The 16,463-nt window shown below is 67.4% G+C and carries 8 protein-coding genes and 1 pseudogene; 1 reads left to right on the forward strand and 8 read right to left on the reverse strand.

All coding sequences use genetic code 11. The features are described from left to right. The 8 genes from L6Q96_11095 to L6Q96_11130 all read right to left on the reverse strand — a co-directional run bounded on the left by L6Q96_11095 (position 1) and on the right by L6Q96_11130 (position 15,233). Positions 1–1,356: a hypothetical protein gene (locus L6Q96_11095; GenBank protein MCK6555106.1), complete on the reverse strand. Its 1,356-nt coding sequence runs from the start codon at positions 1,354–1,356 to the stop codon at positions 1–3. A 522-nt stretch (positions 1,357–1,878) separates the two neighbouring features. Next, the gene (locus L6Q96_11100; protein MCK6555107.1) at positions 1,879–2,265 is read right to left on the reverse strand and encodes a PIN domain-containing protein; all 387 of its coding nucleotides are present in this window, start codon (positions 2,263–2,265) and stop codon (positions 1,879–1,881) included. After that, entirely contained in the window at positions 2,262–2,480 is a 219-nt protein-coding gene (locus tag L6Q96_11105; GenBank protein MCK6555108.1) for a type II toxin-antitoxin system VapB family antitoxin, read from the reverse strand. Before L6Q96_11105 ends, L6Q96_11100 begins: the two co-directional genes overlap by 4 nt. Before the next feature lie 259 nt (positions 2,481–2,739). Continuing rightward, the gene (locus L6Q96_11110) at positions 2,740–7,347 is read right to left on the reverse strand and encodes a right-handed parallel beta-helix repeat-containing protein (GenBank protein ID MCK6555109.1); all 4,608 of its coding nucleotides are present in this window, start codon (positions 7,345–7,347) and stop codon (positions 2,740–2,742) included. 169 nt (positions 7,348–7,516) lie between these two features. Further along, on the reverse strand, positions 7,517–9,844 hold the full coding sequence (locus L6Q96_11115) for a hypothetical protein (GenBank protein ID MCK6555110.1): 2,328 nt from the start codon (positions 9,842–9,844) through the stop codon (positions 7,517–7,519). 72 nt (positions 9,845–9,916) lie between these two features. Beyond that, positions 9,917–11,464: a hypothetical protein gene (locus tag L6Q96_11120; GenBank protein ID MCK6555111.1), complete on the reverse strand. Its 1,548-nt coding sequence runs from the start codon at positions 11,462–11,464 to the stop codon at positions 9,917–9,919. Positions 11,465–11,589: 125 nt separating this feature from the next. Continuing rightward, the gene (gene rnr / locus L6Q96_11125) at positions 11,590–13,923 is read right to left on the reverse strand and encodes a ribonuclease R (GenBank protein ID MCK6555112.1); all 2,334 of its coding nucleotides are present in this window, start codon (positions 13,921–13,923) and stop codon (positions 11,590–11,592) included. 704 nt (positions 13,924–14,627) lie between these two features. After that, positions 14,628–15,233 carry a hypothetical protein gene (locus L6Q96_11130; protein ID MCK6555113.1) on the reverse strand — a complete coding sequence of 202 codons (606 nt, stop codon included), beginning with the start codon at positions 15,231–15,233 and terminating at the stop codon, positions 14,628–14,630. 498 nt (positions 15,234–15,731) lie between these two features. Here L6Q96_11130 and L6Q96_11135 point away from each other — a divergent pair. Then, positions 15,732–16,190 (forward strand): annotated as a pseudogene (locus L6Q96_11135) (phage integrase N-terminal SAM-like domain-containing protein). The last annotated feature ends 273 nt before the right edge of the window (positions 16,191–16,463 follow it).

Genomic DNA, 16,463 nt, shown 5'->3' on the forward strand with positions numbered 1-16,463 from the left:
TCATTGCCGTGTCCCCCAGGTCTCCCCCTTTCCAGTCGGCAGCCGATGCACGCCCATCACTTCGTTGCCGCGCGGGTCGATTACCTTTACCGCCACCCGCCGGTGCTTGCCGGCGGGGAAAGGCAGCGACACCGTGCCGCTCAGCAGCGCGAAGCGCTCTTCGTCAATTACACTCTTGAGCGCACGCGCCAGCTTGTCCCATGCGCTCTTGTCCGGGAAGAACGCCTGCGTGATGCAGAACGTACGCCCGTCGTAGTCGGTGTCGAGGAACCACGCGGCCACCTTGTCGGCGTTGGTCGGCAGGAGCGTGTTCTCCACCGGGTTGTAGATGTCGACGCCCTGCATCTCGACCTCGAACATCCCATCCTTCAGCGGGCGCAGCTCGGTGCGCGGCATGCCGAAGACGGTGAAGAGCTGGCTGTTCGGCGTCTCTTTCAGCAGGTCGCCCATGTTCACGTCGGGCCGGATGTGTGCCAGGTGGCAGCGCACTTGCGGGTTGGCGTCCTCCTGAATCACCGCTTGCGCCGAACCGTCGAAGCTGAAGCCGGCGAACACCAACTCATCGAAGCCGCGCCGGTGCGCTTGCCGTAAGGCGTTCTCGACCTGGTACGCGGTGACCGGCCCGAACTGCGGGCCGATCGATACCGCGACGCGGCGCTCGTGCCCGTTCTCGGCGCGCCACTCCCCTTCAGCGTGGAGGAACTCGCCCTGAAACGGATCGAGACGGCTGAACCTGGCGACCTTGTTGTTGGGGAAGCGGACGCCGTCGGCGCGCAGCAAGCGCAGCATCTTGTCGAGATAGGCCTCGGCGTTAGCGGGTTCTTCAGGGCGACCACGGAGGGTCGCCCCTACAGCGGACTCCTCTTCTCCGAATGTTTCCAATTCTTCCGGTTCGCCGCCAATCGGCGTCGGCTCGTCCAGCGACTCCTCGGCCGGCATCACCGCTTCCATCGTAAACGGACCCGAGACGCGGACGATGCCGCGTTCGATCTGCGGCTGATCGACCAGCTCCTCCTGCTCGGCGTTGGCAGCGATGCCGGCGTTGACTTCGTCCATCCTGGCGCGCCACGCCGCGCGGTACTCCGCGAGCGCTGCCTTCAGCTCGGGCGGCCATGCGTCGTCGGCATCGAACGGCACTTCCCATTCGCGCCACTCGCTCCTGGGCAACAGCCAGCGGCGGCGATCGGCGTCGGTCAGCGCGCGCCGGCCCTCGATCCGTTCCTGCGCCGCCAGGCCGGCAGGCGGAATATTCTTGCGCTTCGAGTCATGGCGATACTCGCGCACCAGGCCGTCCCCCGGCGCGGCCGGCGTCGAGCGCCTGCGGCTACCACCAACTCTGCGCACCTGCTTCGCCATCAAGTCCCCGTGACCAACCAGGGCCGGTTCAAATCACAGGGCCGGTATCGACTTCAAGCGAGCACGGCCACGGCAAAGTCGTTCACCGAGGGCAAGGCGCCCCTCGATACACGGCCCGCAAGACGCGGGCCGTTACTCGGGGCGAACGGCTTTCAGGCATTACGGAACCTGGAATCCGTTCGGGCCGAGTAGCCGCCTCCCTCTGGCGGCGTATCGAGGCCCCGTCAGCGACTTTGCCGTGGCCCTCTCAAGCGAGCGAGGTGGGTGTCCGGCATGCGCACTCGGCATGCGCACTGTGTGCTACGGTCTGATCTTCTGTGGGACGCCGACGAAGCCTTCGATCCAGTTCCGGCGTGATGAGAACCCGGTCGAACGAGTCGTCGGTCAGTGTCGTGTCCGTGGCGTTGGCAACTCGAAAGTCGATGTTGCGCGAGCGGTTCTTGCTCTGCGCTCGCGCGATCTGACCGGCACCGAGATCGACCGCAAGAATGCTGGCAGTGGGAACCGCGTCGAGACACTCCGTCAGGGCCGATGCACTTCGATCAGCCCTATACGCGCCATGCGTGCGAAGTCGGCGTCGAGCGACCACACCTGCGCGTCTCGTTGGGACGCCAGTGCGGCGATGAGCAGGTCTGCGAAACCGAACCGCTCTCCGGCAGCGGCGGCGCGATCGATCCACGAGTCGATGCGTGTCCACGTGGCCGCATCCGGGTAGAACACCGGCAAAGCCGACAGCAGGCGGCGCAAGCTAATGCCGTCGGCCCGGCTGGCGCCGAGGAGGATCTCGACGCGCACGGGCGCAGCAAGGGCCACATCGTCTCGATCGAGCAGCCCCCGCAACCCCTCGGCCTCGGTGCCGGCGCGATTACGTAGCGCCGCCACCCACACCGACGTGTCGACCACGATCATCGCCGCCGCCGGCGCGCCCTGGACGGCCTGCGGCGCGACGATTCGATGTCGATGTCCAGGCGGACCGAACCGAGCAACGACTTCAGCTCGTCGATGCGTTTGCGGCGAATCAACTCCTGCAGCGAGACGATTACAGTGTCGGTCTTGGACTTGAAGCCGAGGAGTCGCCGCGCTTCCTCGAGCAGCGGGTCCGGAATATCGAGCGTTGTCCGCATATCGGACGCCCTATTTTATGTGCGATAAGATGTCAATTCAGGCGTTCCTGGGGCACCTCGGAACGGAGTGCGTTCGAACTGCAACAGCCTTCGGGGCCGCAGGCGAACGAGTGTTGGCCACCTGCCCTGCACCGGCGCCCGCGAAAGGCGCTTCGTGCGACGGACCCACAGCGCGGCGAGCGACAAGAGAGCAGCCCAGCTTCAGGACCGTTTCAGCTCGAATACGGTCGCTGGTTTGCGCCCTCGATCGGTTCGCCGGTTATTGCGCCGGCGGGAAGTGATACCCCAGATCGAGTCGTCCTGTGTCTGGCGTGGTTCCCGTTGCGCTGCGCAGGCCGAGCGCGACGCCGAGAGTGCGAGGCAGGACGTCGCCGGCATCGATTGCCGGGCTGTCTTGCCGGAGGCGGAAGTCTCCGCCGCCGGGGAACTCGAACCCGGCGTCGCGGGGGATGTCGTTGGCGCCGGTAATGTCGGCCGGCAGATACGTTGGCGGGTAGACGAGGTTGTAGTCGCCGGCGTAACCGACCTCGCTGGCCGGCGTCGTGAAGACCTTGATATTCTCGAGAGGCGTCGGGGCGCCGCTACCGTTCTCTTGCAGCACGTTGTTACGCACTTGCGCACCGGGTGACGCGGCGCGGCTGGTGCCGATCGTAAGCCCGCGGCCGCCATTACGTGCGATCGTATTGCTGATCACCCACGCGTCGGGCGACCCGCCGGCCTGGCCGACGACAGCGATGCCTTCCCCTGCATTATCGTGCACGAGGTTGTTGAAGATAACGGCCCGAACCGAATCCTGTATGCGGATGCCGCTGCCGGGATTGCCGCGCACCCGGCAATTCCGCACCGTGGCGTCGTCGCTGCCGCTCTTGAGCACGACGCCGCCATCGGCAGCGCCGGTGATCTCGAAGCCATCGACGACAACACCGGGAGCGTTGGCGAAGCGGAACCCGGCTCCGACTGCACTGCCGGCAGCGTCCACGACCACAGGACCAGGCAAGTCGCCCGTGAGTGCCCCGGTCGGGTCGGCGAGGAAGGTCACCTGGCGGGCCGGTCGACCGCTCCCGTCGGTAGTTACACCTTCGCGGTAGGTCCCGGGACCGACGACCACCCGGCCGCCGCGCGGCGCGAGCCGTGCCGCGTGGTTGATCGTACGCACGGCTTCAGTCGCGCTCATGCCGCTGCTCGCGTCGTCGCCGGTGGCGCGAACGTAGAGGCTCTGAGGCACCGGCGTCGGCGTGGGTGTCGGAGTCGGAGGCGGAGTCGGGGGTGCGACGCAGCCGTTCTGGGCGCTGGCTACCCCGAGCAACAACTCATCGACGGTCACAACCCCGCTGCCGTCGCGGTCGAATCTGAGGCAACGCAGCAGGTCGTCGAGGCCGAGGGCCATGGTCACGCCGGCCACGATCTCGTCGACTGTGACGGTGCCATCGTCATTGCAGTCGCCGGTGCAGACACGGCCGATCAGCGACACTGCCACGCTGCCATCAGCTCCATCGACATCCGCGATGCGGGCGCCAGCCGGATCGATCGCGATGGCGACGGCGTTGGCGATGCGAAACGTCGCCGGGAGTGCCGCAGCGGCAATGCGCACCGGGCACGTGTAGAGCACACCGTCAGGGATGGGGCTGGTGTCGGTTTCTGCCTGGAGCACGACACGGACGACGGTTGCCGTCGCGTCGGCGCGGAGAACACTTGCCCGCAGCGTTCTGTTGATCGCGGGGTTAGCTCGGCACAGCGCCGGGTCGATGCTCAGGACACCTGCCGGCAGCGTGAAGTCGTTCACCGTCGCAACTACCGGCGTACCATCGGAGGCGATGGTTACTACAAGGTGCACGAGATCATCCGGAGCGCCACGTGCCGTGCCGAGATCGATCTGCACCGTGGCCTGCGCCATGACGGGTGCAGACATGAGGGCGGCGAAGATCCACAGACTCTTGCCGGTTCTGTCGCGTCTGCGCGCTCCGCCCGTGCGCACGAGCGCCCGGCGCCCCGGGCGGCGCAGCCACGGCACGGCGGGCAGTAAGAGAAGGACCCAGGCCGCTGAACTGGCACGGGACGTCGTTTGGCACCCGCCGTTGCTGCTTCCATTCTTCTGCTGCGTGGTGGGGGCGGCCGCCGAGGTGCGCGTCGGCGTAGGCGGCGCGGAGGAGGGGACGGTCGGTGTAAGAGGCTCGCCCGGTGCTGCTTTCGTTGGCGATGGGACCGGCGTTATGGCGGCAGTCGAGGGCGTCGGCGTCGGTGACGGAACGGGCGTAAGTGCCGGCGGCGTGATTGCCGCTCGGACGAGCCCTTGCTCGGACGTTGCTGCGTAGACCGCGCTGAAGCCATCCTCGTTTGCCGCGATGCCGGCGCCGAACAACGTAGCCTCCTCGAAGCCTGACGCCGGGGCGGCGACAACGAAGGTTCCGTCCGGGGCCCGCCTGAGGATCTGCCGTGTCCCGACGTCGGTGACCCACAGACCGCCGTCGCCACCCACGGAAATGCCGGCGGGACGGCTGCCCGGACCCGGCAGATTGATCTCCGTGATGATTCCGTCAGGTGTGATTCGGCCGATGCGCCCGCCGCGGAACTCGGTGAACCAGATAGAACCGTCCGGTGCAGTCGTTATGTCCAACGGTGCGCTGCCCGCCGCCGGCAGGGGATACTCCGTGATCGTGCCGTGGGCGCCGATGCGCCCGATGCGGTTAGCGTTGTACTCGGTGAACCACACGTTCCCGTCGTCAGCGGCCACGATGCCCATCGGAGCGGCGACGTGCGTGGGCAATGGGAAGTGCGACAGCGCGCCGCCCGGCGCCAACCGGCCGATGGCGTTCGCGCCGGTCTCGGTGAACCAGATCTCGCCTTCCGGTCCGACGGTGACACCAAACGGCTGGGAGGCGCGCGGCAAGGCGATCTCGTCGATCCTGCCGGTCGCCGGATCGAGGCGGGCGATGCGGTTGCGGTCGTTGAGCGCCACCCACACGGTGCCCGCCGCGTCGACGGCGAGACCAGCAGGTCCGCTCAGGGAGCGCAGGCGAATCAGCGTCAACGCCCCGGAGGCTTCGAGCCGGCCGACACGGTCCAAGCCAGCATCGGTGAACCAGAGGTCACCGGCCCGTCCGGCTGCGAGGCGTACCGGCCGGCTGCCGTCGACGGGGATGAAGCCGTCGTGCGGTTCGGGGGCCTTCGCCAGTGTCGCCTCGTAAGGCTGAGGCCCCGGCGCATCGTGTGCCAGGAGTCGTTCGGTTGGGGCGGCAGCCAGCGTACCTGAATTACCGATGCAGCCATCCGGGCATTCGACGACCGCATGTACGGGGGCGACCTCCAGGCGTTGCCCTTGCGGGGTTGCGGCCACTGCGTTCGCGACCTCGACGGTCGTGGGGAGGCGGGCCGGGTCGAGCACTTCGAACGTGCACGAGTAGAGGGATCCTTCCGGAATTGGACGTGTGTTCGTGAACGAGAGCACGATTAGTCGGGCGCGGCTGCGCGGATCGAGATCGGGGGCCGGGCAGTTCTCCGGCGAGGGGGCGTCGAAGCAGGGCCATTGCCCCCGGTTGAGGAGCGCCTTGCACGGAGCTGTGCTTGCGTCACTGGCGCAGTCGGGTGCCGTGTCGCCGACCGCCGGATCGATGGTGCACGATTCGGGCGACGGCATGCGCAACGCCCGGCGGTCGAAGACGAGATCGTTCTGCGCACCGGCGATGAGCTCGCCACCGGCGTCGAGCGTGACACCGATGCGGACGTGTCCGTCTTGCACGGGATGCGCCACGGCGATGAGGCGGACGTGGGGTGTCGGCGCGGGCGTGAGCGTCGGACGCGGCGTGGGCGTGGGTGGGGGAGTGAGGGTCGGCGAGGCTACTGGCGTTTGCGTGGGTGTGCGTGTCGGCGGCGGCGTGAACGGCGCGTCGTTGCATCCACCGGGACAGACGACGGTCGCCGCGAATGGCCGGCGGCCGACGGGTACAACCGCCACCTCCTCTTCGGCGACGATGTCGACGACCGACACCGTGTCCGCATCGAAACCGGTGGCGAAACCGGCGGCACCGGTCGGCAGCAGCGCGAAGCTGTACGGGGAAGCCTCGACGCCGATCGCGGCGACGGTCTCGTGCGTGCGGGCGTCGATGACCTGCACCCGTCCTCCGAGTCCGCAGACGTAGACGAACGCGCCGTTAGGGTTCACGGCGACGTGTGCCGCGCGCCCCCATGCCGGCAGCGTGTCGATGACGGCGCTGGCGGCGGTATCGATGACGGATACGGTCCAAGAGTTGAAATTGGTCACGTATGCGCGGCGGCCGTCGGGTGAAAAGGCGACCCGCCCGGGGCTGTGCTGCACGGCGATGGCGCCGATGACGGCGTTGGTGCGTGCGTCGACGACGGTGACCGTTCCCGGTGACTTCGATCGCGAGTTGGTAACGTACACCACGTTGCCGTCGGGGTGGACGGCGACGCCGTTCGGACCCGGTCCCGTCGACAGGGTGGCGACCGGCACCCCTGTGCCCGCGTCGAGAACCGACAGGGTGTTCGAGAGCTTGTTGGCGACGTACAGGCGTGTCCCGTCGGGGCTGACCGCGATGCCGACCGGGCCGGTGCCTACCGGGATGGTGCCGATGACGGTGTCGGAGGCGGTGTCGATCCGGGAGACGTCGTCGGAGACGAAGTTGCTGACGAATACGGTGCGGCCGTCGGGTGTGGCGGCGATGCCATCGGGGTCGGTGCCCACAGGGATGGTTGCCGTCACCGTGTTCGTGCCGGCGTCGATCGCCGATACGGTCGCGGCGCCGAGGTTGGCGACGTACACACGGGGTGCGGCCTGGACAGGGGTAGCGACGGCGACCGCCACGAAAGCCCACGCCAAATGGTGAACGCGGCTGCGGCGCGGCCGGATCATAGGCTCCGTGGGTGAAGACCGTGCGCAGCCATTCGGGAGTCCACCTGTTCCGAGCATGAGCAAGGGCCGCGCCAACCGAAGGCAAGAGCAGGTGCGTGCGAGCAAGCGGCCCTGTGTCGTTTCCACGTGACAGCGTCGGCCCGCTGGGAAGACGGCACTTATCCCGGGGTCAGTCGCCCCTGGCCTTGAACATCTCCGTCGAGTTGCGGGTGTTGCCGCTGTACCGCACCTCCCAGCACGTCGAGGCGTTTCCGAGCTGGACAGTTACGGTGCCGTCTTGCTGCAGGGGCAACGCGGCCATGTCGAGGCATGCGCCGCCGCCCTTGACGGTGATGCTTGCCCGGCCATCGCTTCCGGGCTTGAGGCGTACAGACGACATACCGTCGCTCAGCTGGTCGCGATCACGATATGCAAAGCCCGCTGCGGTCGCCGTCCAGTTGGGTCCGGCTGGGATCTCGTGAGCCATGACGAGCTGATCGATTCCGCCCACCTCGTCGAATACGCATAGCGCGTAGCTGTCGCTCGAAACGGGGTTGCCGAACTCCGACTGCGACGTCGCGCTGCCGCGCGTCCACTTCCAGGTGAGGCGGTCGCGGTCGTCCGGGGTCAGGTCGCGCAGCGCGAGCACGCCGCTTCCCGGTGCGATCGGCAAGCGACAGCCCGTGCGCGGCGTGGCGCCTCCGGCGCAGTTGCCGGCCTGGCACTGGTCGCCGTCGGTGCACGGGTTACGATCGTCGCAGGCGGCGCCGTCGTCCGCGATGCCTGCGCACGCTCCGGCAGCACAGGTGTCGTTCTTGGTGCACGGGTTGGCGTCGTCGCAGGTGGCACCGTCGGGGGCGCAGTTCCCGAACGGCCACGGCACGCGGATGCGCCACAGCGACGCGGGGGAGTCCTCGTCGTCGGCGATGTGCGATTCGAATGCGATCCATTTGCCGTCGGGAGACCACGAGGCGGCGCCGTCACCGTGTACGGGTGCGAACGTTACCCGGGTGGGCGTGCCGCCGCCGGCTGCGACTACGAACAGGTTTGGCGCGGGGAGGTCGCCGTGGTCGGACGAGTAGACGACCCACTGGCTGTCGGGAGACCAGCTCGCGTCCGTGTCGCTGTTGGCGCTGGTGATCTGGGTCAGCGCACTTCCATCGGCAGCCATGGTGTAGAGGTTCCACACCTCGCTGGCGCCCGTGCGGCGCTGAAACAGGATCTGGCTCCCGGCGGGCGACCAGTTCGGTTGGCGGTTGTCGGTGTCCGTCGCGGGTCCGTCGACGAGCTTGGTGAGGCTGGTGCCGTCCGCCTTGACCTTCCAGATCGTGCCGCGCTGCGCCAGATCCGCGGCGTCGTTGACGGACTCGAATACGATCCACTGTCCGTCGGGCGAAAAGCTCGGTTCCTGGTGGTGCCGGAACGGCGGGCTCTGCGTGGTCACACGGAAGAGACCGGTGCCATTCGGTGCCGCGGTCCAGATTTCGTCGGTGTCGAGGCGATCGGAGGAGAAGGTGATACGGTTCGTGGTTGCGTTCCAGCTACTGCCGGGCAGGTTCACGCTCTGGTGGTCGGGTTCGTCGAGAACCGGGGTCGTCGAGCCATCGGTCAGGGCGAGCCTGTACACTCCACTGTCGCCCAGGTTGTAGCCGGAGTGGAAGAGCGTGAAGAGCAGCGTCTGGCCGTCCGGCGAATACGCCGGATTCTGCGCGCTGGAGCCATCGGCTGGTGCGTGCAGCGGGGCGGCGTCGTCGTCACGGCAGCCGGCCGGCGCGGCGGGCGGGCGCACGGCGGCCAGTTCCTTCGACCAGTACGACCCGGACGGCAACGTGTCCCATGGGTTGGGGAGTCCGTCGGGGGTAACGTACACCCAGCCGGCGTTGCGCGTTTTGCTGAGGGCGATCGCGTCCAGCATGTGGGCCGGCGACGTCCCGTGTACGAGGTGCCAGAAGCGGCTCGGCGGGTAGCCGGTCTCCCAGCCCATCGGCGTCCATGCGAGGTAGTTGGCGTAAGTGTCCTCGAAGTTGAGCAGGATGTCTCCGGCGCTCGCGAAGCACTCGGGGATCAGCGTGCCCGGATTGAGGATGGTGAGGGCCTGGCCGCCCATGGTCTTCACGTACGCGTTGAGGCCGGCGTAGTAGGGTTGGTCGGCGCAGTTGGTGCTGACTTCGTCGAAGAAGATGCCGTCGACGCCGTACCAGGTGTAATAGGCGTCGACGTCAGCCTGTACGGCGGACGCGCTGCGAGTTCCGTAGCTCGTGTACACATACCCCACCACGACGATGCCGGCCGCACGCGTGTGACCGATCTGGGCCACGTAGTTCGGGTCCTGTACCACTCCCGGTCCGCTGTTCGGGTTGACGATCGCCAGGCCGACCGTCGGAGCGGCGTTTTCCATCTGGGTCCACAGCGATCCGGGGTAGAAGTACGCGGGGACAGCGATGGTTTGCGCGGCAAGCGCGGTGGAGCCGGTGCCGAGCAGGCAAAGGAGGGAGACGAAGCCAAGGGTGCGCGGCATCGAAGAGGTTCTTCCCGCCTCGGATCGTAACACGTTTGCCGGACAGGTCGCCAAGGCGACCACAATCCGCCGCTAGAACCCGACCTGGATCTGGCCGCGGACCATAACGCCGTCGTCCCCGATCCGATACCCGGGAGCACTGTTCTGAGCCGGACTGTGGCGCACGCGCGTGGCGTCGACGGTGAACTTCCAGGTCTGGGTGCCGTTGATGAACCAGTTCGCGACCCCGCCGTACTCCGCGCCCCGGCTTCCGAAGCGGCCAAGGATGTGCGACATCCGCCCGCCGATCTCGACGTACCGCGGCACGATCATGTAACCCGTTTCCAAATAGAAGCCGTGGTCGAAGAAGCTGTACAAAGGCAGCGGCCCGTCGGCGTGCAGGCCGTCGATCCAGCGCAGGTAGTATTCCCAGTTCACACCGAGGCCCTTGTACTTGGCGGCAAAGTCGATCGCCCACAGGTAGATGTCGAACTCGTCGACCGTGATACCCGGAGCCAGAGCTCCGGTCTGGGTCAGGCGCGTACCGTCCGAGAGGCGGACGAAGTTTTGCTCGATAGACGGCTGACCCACCGGGCCGGGGCCGTCCTGCTCGGCCATCGTGAACGAGGTGCCCGTAAGGATCCCCGGGCTGGCGTGCCCTTCGAGGTCCGACCAGCCGCTACCGAAGTTGCCGAAAACGTCCCACCACACGGAGGTTGCCCAGGCGAAGTTCCGGTCGATGTCTTCGAACGTGAGATCGGTGGTGTTGAAGCCGTTCGAAAGCATGCTGCGGTAGTAGACGTCTTCGATCGGTTCGCCGAGCGCCCAGATGCCGATGCTGCGGTCGGGACGGAAGAACGTGGTGGCCATGGAACGGTCGGCGAAGCGCGTGGTCGTCGAACCCATGAGCCACTCACGGCTGCCGGGCACGAAGGCCTTACCGGCGTGCAGGATGAACGCATCGCCGAACAGGTAATAGATCCAGAAGTCGTGAATGATGACGTCGTGGTTGTCGTCGGTGTCGAAGTCGAAATTGATGAAGTAGCCGAGCTTTGGGTCCAGCGCGTAGCCGTCGAAGGTCAGGCGTCCGCGCTCGATCTCGAAGTCGTTGCGGTCCTCGATCGTGTACACCTTGCCGGAGCTATCGGTGTAGCGGCTCTCGTCGCGCTGAAATAGCGTGTAACGGAACTGCATGCGTCCGGTGATGCGCAGCCGGTAAGGCGTCTTCTCGCGATCCACCGGCTGGATGACGAAGCCCTTGTCGTAGCCGACCTGGAACGGACCCAGGGTCGTGCTGAGGGCGGCCTTGGCCTCGGCGCCCGTCGCCTCCGGCTGGCGCACCGTCTTCGGCACTTCGGTGCGGGGGGGCTGCGCGGCCGGCTCCGCGGCGGCCGGCGGCGGTTGAGCCTGGTCGCGGATCTGCTGGCGCAACTCCTCGATGACGCGATTCTGCTCGCGGATCATCTGCCGCATTTCCTCGAGCTGCTGCTCGACGTCCGACGCCGTCCGTTTCCTTGTCTTCGGCGCCTGGGCGCGAGCCGGCCCGGCAGCGAGGCAGAGGCCGACGCACAGCGCCAGCACGATCGAGCACATGGAGGTTCGGCGCGCCGACGCTCGGGACAGCAGCAGGGATATGCCCACGGTTGGTATCCTGTCGTACCGGATTACGCCCCCCGTCGGGTCGCCTTCCAATGTCCCCGCCGCGAAGCGCGCCAGCGTTTAGCAGACGGCCGCGCCGGGGTTCAAGGTCCCCCCACGCGACACGGTCACGATTTACGCGACCGCCGGTTCTGACGCCGGCCCGGCGGCTGCCGCCGGCTTTGCTTGGGGCGCGGCGGCAACTCCGGCGTCGGCTCTCCCAGACGCCGCAGCACGGTGAAGTCGATCTGCCGGCGCTCCAGAGACACATTCGTGGCCTCAACGACCAGGCGGTCGCCGAGTCTGTAACGCTGGCGGCGGCGCGCGCCGCAAAGCGCCTGCTCCGCCTCGATGTAGCGATAGCGGTCGTCGGTCAGCGCCTCGCTGCGCACCAGACCTTCCACGGGATAGGCGTCGAGTTCCACGTAAAACCCATAAGGCGTTATCGACACGATCGTGGCCGGCTCCGGCTCGAGCAGGTGTTCGAGCATGAACTCGGCCTTCTTCAGGTCGAGCATCGCCCGCTCGGCTTCCATCGCCTGGCGCTCGGCCTGCGAGCTGCGCACGCTGGACCCTTCGAGCGCCTCCGCCTGGGCACGGGCAACGTCGGCGTGTCCGTCGAATACGAGGCCGAGCTGACGGTGCACGAGCAGGTCGGGGTAGCGTCGGATCGGCGACGTGAAGTGGCAATACAACGGGAACGCGAGGCCGAAGTGGCCGACATTGGTGGTGCTGTACTGCGCCTGGGTCAGAGAGCGCAGCACCTGGCGCGACAGCACGCGGGCCAGACGATGCCCTTCGAGCCGATCGAGGAGCCGTTGTACGTCCTGCGGACGCGGTCGGCCTTCGTACCGGACGTGCAGCCCGAACGGGCCGAGGAACCGGTTGAGCTCGTCGATCGCTTCGGCGCTGGGCGGTTCGTGAACGCGGTACGGCAGTGGCACGTGCCGATCGGCGAGGAAGGTCGCCACGGCGTGGTTGGCTTCGAGCATGAATTCCTCGATGAGCCGGTGCGCGTCGTTGCGTTCGAGCAGGCGCACCCCGATGCTGCGCCCGGCCTCCGAGAGATCGACCAGTGCCTCGGGCAGGTCGAGGTCGAGCGAGCCGGCCTGCACCCGGTTGCGGTTGAACACCTGCATCAGGGCGCGCATGCGGTGCAGTTGCGGCAGGAGCGGTGCCAGTGTCGTACGCCAGGCGCGCACCTCGGGCGTGTCGGTCTCCGAGAGCACGGCGGCGACCTGGGTGTAGGTCAAGCGGGCCCGGCTGCGCATGACGCCACGGTAGAAGCGGGCATCGCGGCGGTGGCCGGCGTCGTCGTAGGTCATCTCGGCCACCAGCACGAGGCGATCGCGTTCCGGATTGAGGGAGCACAGCCCGTTGGAGAGCCGCGGCGGCAGCATGGGAATGGCGCGGTCCGGGAAGTAGACGCTGGTGCCGCGGCGCGCCGCTTCGGCGTCCAGTGGGGACCCGGGCGTGACGTAGTGGGAGACGTCGGCGATGGCGACCCGGAGGCGATGGCCGTCGGCGCCGGCGGGTTCGAGGCAGACGGCGTCGTCGAAGTCGCGCGCCATTTCGCCGTCGATGGTGACGAACGGTAGAGCGCGGAGATCCTCGCGGCCGGCGAGGTCGCGCGCGGCCGGTTCGTCGCCGCAGCGGCCGGCGGCGTCCAGCACTTCGGGCGGGAACTCGACGCGCAGGCCGTGCTCGCCGGCAATACTGAGGAACTGCACGTCCGGGTCGTCGGCGGTACCGAGGACGCCGTCGAGCACGCCGCCTGGCCAGCGGTTGGGCGACGGCGGGCGCGTCAGCCGGACGCGGGCCACCAGGCCGGCTTCGTCCGGACGGGGAAGGGTGTCCCCGAGGAGTTCGACGGGGGGCAGCAGCTCGTTATCCGGCACCAGCACCCAGCCTTTGCGGGTGCGCTCGAGTTTGCCGATCAGGCATTCGTGGGCCCGGTCGATGACGGCGACGACTTCGCCGGCGGTGCGACCGGCGCGGCGGTCGCGGAGCTTGACCGCCACGGCGACGCGGTCGCCGTGCAGAGCGTCGCCTTCGCTACCGGCGGGGATGAGGATGTCGCGCGGGAAGCGTGCGGCGTCCCGGCCGAGGGCCTCGACGAATCCGTAGCCGGCACGCACCCGGGTGTAGCGTCCTTCCACCCGGCGACCGGGGCCCGACTGTTCCCGACGGCTGCCGCCGGCGGCGCGGCCCCGGCCGGTTCGTGAGGCGGCGGTCGCCCGAGGCGCTTTGTCCACGTCGCGCAACCACTGGTAACGGGTCTTGCCGATACGCCGTAATCGGCCCTCGGCGACCTGCCCTTCGAGCACGGCCTTGACGGTGCGCTGCTCGTAGCGGCCGAGGTCGAGCATCCGGGCCATCTCGGGGATCGACAGCGGACGCGGGGCCTTGTCCTCGAGAAGCGCGATGAAGCGGTCGGTAAGCGAGTTCATGAGTTCGGCCATCTATCGACGGGGAACCGCCGGGATCCGTTCTTATCTTGCCCCGCCGGCGGAAACCATTCCCCGCCTCTATCTCGACCCCGTTATTGGGGCGATGCGGTTCTTGTGCATAACGGGGCGGACCGGCTAGCGGCTGCGCCGGGCAAGGACGAGGCCATCGTTTAGCACGGAGGAGACTCCGCCCCCGGTGACGGGAAGGACTCGGAAGCATCACGAAAACCGCACCGCAACGCTTCCCGGGCCCGCGCGAGACCCGCGGCGGGAGGCGTGGGTCTCGGATTTCCCTGGTACAGATGAGTGTAGTTCGGCTTGAACCAATCGGGGTCGGGGTCGGGGTCGGAATCGAGGACGACATAAGCTGCGGCCACGAGCGACTTGAGGTCTCCCGAGCAGCCATCGAGTCCGCCGGCCGGGTACACCGGGCAACGGATCGATTCCGATCCCGATACCGATTCCGACCCCGAGGGGAACTCGCTGCCAGCCGGCTTCGACCGGCCCGCACCTCACCGGAAGACCGATCACGACGGCGGGCGAACGAGATCTAACCCTCGTTAGGTTTCCACTCCGTACACGTACTCGGCGGGAGCCTCGCCCTCCCAAACGCATGGCCGGTCAGGCCATGGGTCGCGGGTGCCAGCCCGCGCTGTGTCTCGCAAACGTGCCGTGGCGAAGGGCTTGCGCCGAAGCCGTCTACGCTGGTCCGCGCGTCACGGCACCGAGAGGAAACCCGGCGAACCGTACGAATATCCCGCGAACCCGGTGGGGTAAGCGCTCGCGCATTGAATCGCGGTCGTTGCGCAGGACGGATTCACCTGGGTACCGCTCAGAGTGACGGTCGGCCCGGCGGGATACCCGCCGATCTGGTTCACCGTCGCCGTAAACGGGCCCGGGCAGGGGCCCGACACGTACGTCATTGGGCTCCCGTTTCCGTTGTAATACATGGTGTTGACCCACCCGACCGTGTTGTTACTCGAGTTGAAATAGTACCACGTGACCCGGAGCTTCGCGTAATACGAGGGTCCAGCCGACGCCGGGCAGGTGTTGGGCCCAGAGTGCCAGCCACGGAATTTGAAGGAGGCGGCAACCACAGGATCCCCGCTGTTGCCAGTATTGTCGCAATTGGTTGCCCAGCCCAGGCCCTTGAACTTCCACATCATCGTTCCGGTGGCGTAGAGCTGCTGCGGGATAGCGACGTTGCCGCTGACCGCGTTGCAACTCCACGAACCCACCGGCTGCGCATGGGCCGCGGCGCCCCAGCCAATCGCCGCCCCCAGAACAACTATCCCGACGGATGACACGATGTGTCGGTTCATGCACGCCTCCTTCACCTGGTTGCGCCACCCAGCCACGAGAGGGTGGGCCGTGAGCGAACAACTCGAACGGAAACGGACGGCGAAGAACGGAAAGGAACGGTCCCGGATCGAAAGGGACGGTTACCCGTACTCCGAGATCGGTTCGGCAGTCAAGTGAGATTTATGCGCCCATCGAGCATGGGACCGGCGGGACGGTTGGATCGGCGTGCGACAGAGTTTGCGGGACGGCCACCCACGCGGTTTTTGCTGCCCCTTGCCCCCAGGCTGCCGAGCATCCGTTAGCGCCGGATCGGGGCGCAGACCACGGGTGCCCACCGCCTCGGACTCCTGTTGTAGTGGTGGCGGTGGGTGCTGCGCCAGCGACAACGGTCTCCCGGCGCACGGAGCGGCGAGCCTGCGAGCCCGTGCGCGGGCCGGGCAGAATCGTAGTCTTTACTGGTTACTGTTACACGATCTTGACGGAGCTGCCTGTTCGCTATATGTTCGCCCACGAAAGGGCGCCACATCCTGTTCCATCGCAAGCGGCATCCGGTGCAGATGGGTCCGGCGGAGATCGCGGCGTCCCTGATTGCGCTGGCGGTGCGGCAGCGCGTGATCGCGTCGACGCAGAATCAGGCGTTGTCGGCGTTGCTCTTCCTGTATCGGGAGGTGTTGGGCTGCGATCCGGGCTGGCTCGATGGGATCGTGCGCGCCGGGCGGCCGCGGCGGCTGCCGGTAGTGCTGACCCGAGGGGATGTCGGTGAGCTTCTGGGCGGCGGCGCGGCGGGTGCGGATCGTAAAGCCGGTGAGTCCGTACACGTTGAGCCACGTTTCGCCACGGATCTGCTGGCCGCGGGCTACGATATCCGGACCGTGCAGGAGTTGCTCGGGCACAAGGACGTGACGACGACGATGATCTTCACGCACGTTCTCAACCGGGGTGGCCGGGGCGTGGTGAGTCCGGCCGACCGGCTGTGACGGCGGGGAGACGGATAGGGTGTTCACCCGCCGGCGCACGCGGGCCAACACGGCGTGAGGCAGCGGAGGGATCCGGCGAAAACTCTTGACGCCGTTGTGGAGTCGGAAGTAGAAGGGCGCGAAGCAGGCGGTGTGTTAGCCCGCGAAGCCCGGCGGGGGTTGGGGATTTCATTGATACGCCTAATTCAAAGTTCGACTTTGACTCCGTACACGTACTCAGCGAAGCGGTACACGTACTCGTACACGGACTGAGGACCCGCGGCGGTAAAGTTG

Source organism: Candidatus Binatia bacterium (genome assembly GCA_023150935.1).
Classification (GTDB): domain Bacteria; phylum Desulfobacterota; class Binatia; order HRBIN30; family HRBIN30; genus JAKLJW01.

Bases quoted from the DNA above. Each gene is read 5' to 3' on its own strand.
- L6Q96_11095 (MCK6555106.1), bottom strand. From the start codon at position 1,356: ATGGCGAAGCAGGTGCGCAGAGTTGGTGGTAGCCGCAGGCGCTCGACG.
- L6Q96_11100 (MCK6555107.1), bottom strand. From the start codon at position 2,265: ATGATCGTGGTCGACACGTCGGTGTGGGTGGCGGCGCTACGTAATCGC.
- L6Q96_11105 (MCK6555108.1), bottom strand. From the start codon at position 2,480: ATGCGGACAACGCTCGATATTCCGGACCCGCTGCTCGAGGAAGCGCGG.
- L6Q96_11110 (MCK6555109.1), bottom strand. From the start codon at position 7,347: ATGATCCGGCCGCGCCGCAGCCGCGTTCACCATTTGGCGTGGGCTTTC.
- L6Q96_11115 (MCK6555110.1), bottom strand. From the start codon at position 9,844: ATGCCGCGCACCCTTGGCTTCGTCTCCCTCCTTTGCCTGCTCGGCACC.
- rnr (MCK6555112.1), bottom strand. From the start codon at position 13,923: ATGGCCGAACTCATGAACTCGCTTACCGACCGCTTCATCGCGCTTCTC.
- L6Q96_11130 (MCK6555113.1), bottom strand. From the start codon at position 15,233: ATGAACCGACACATCGTGTCATCCGTCGGGATAGTTGTTCTGGGGGCG.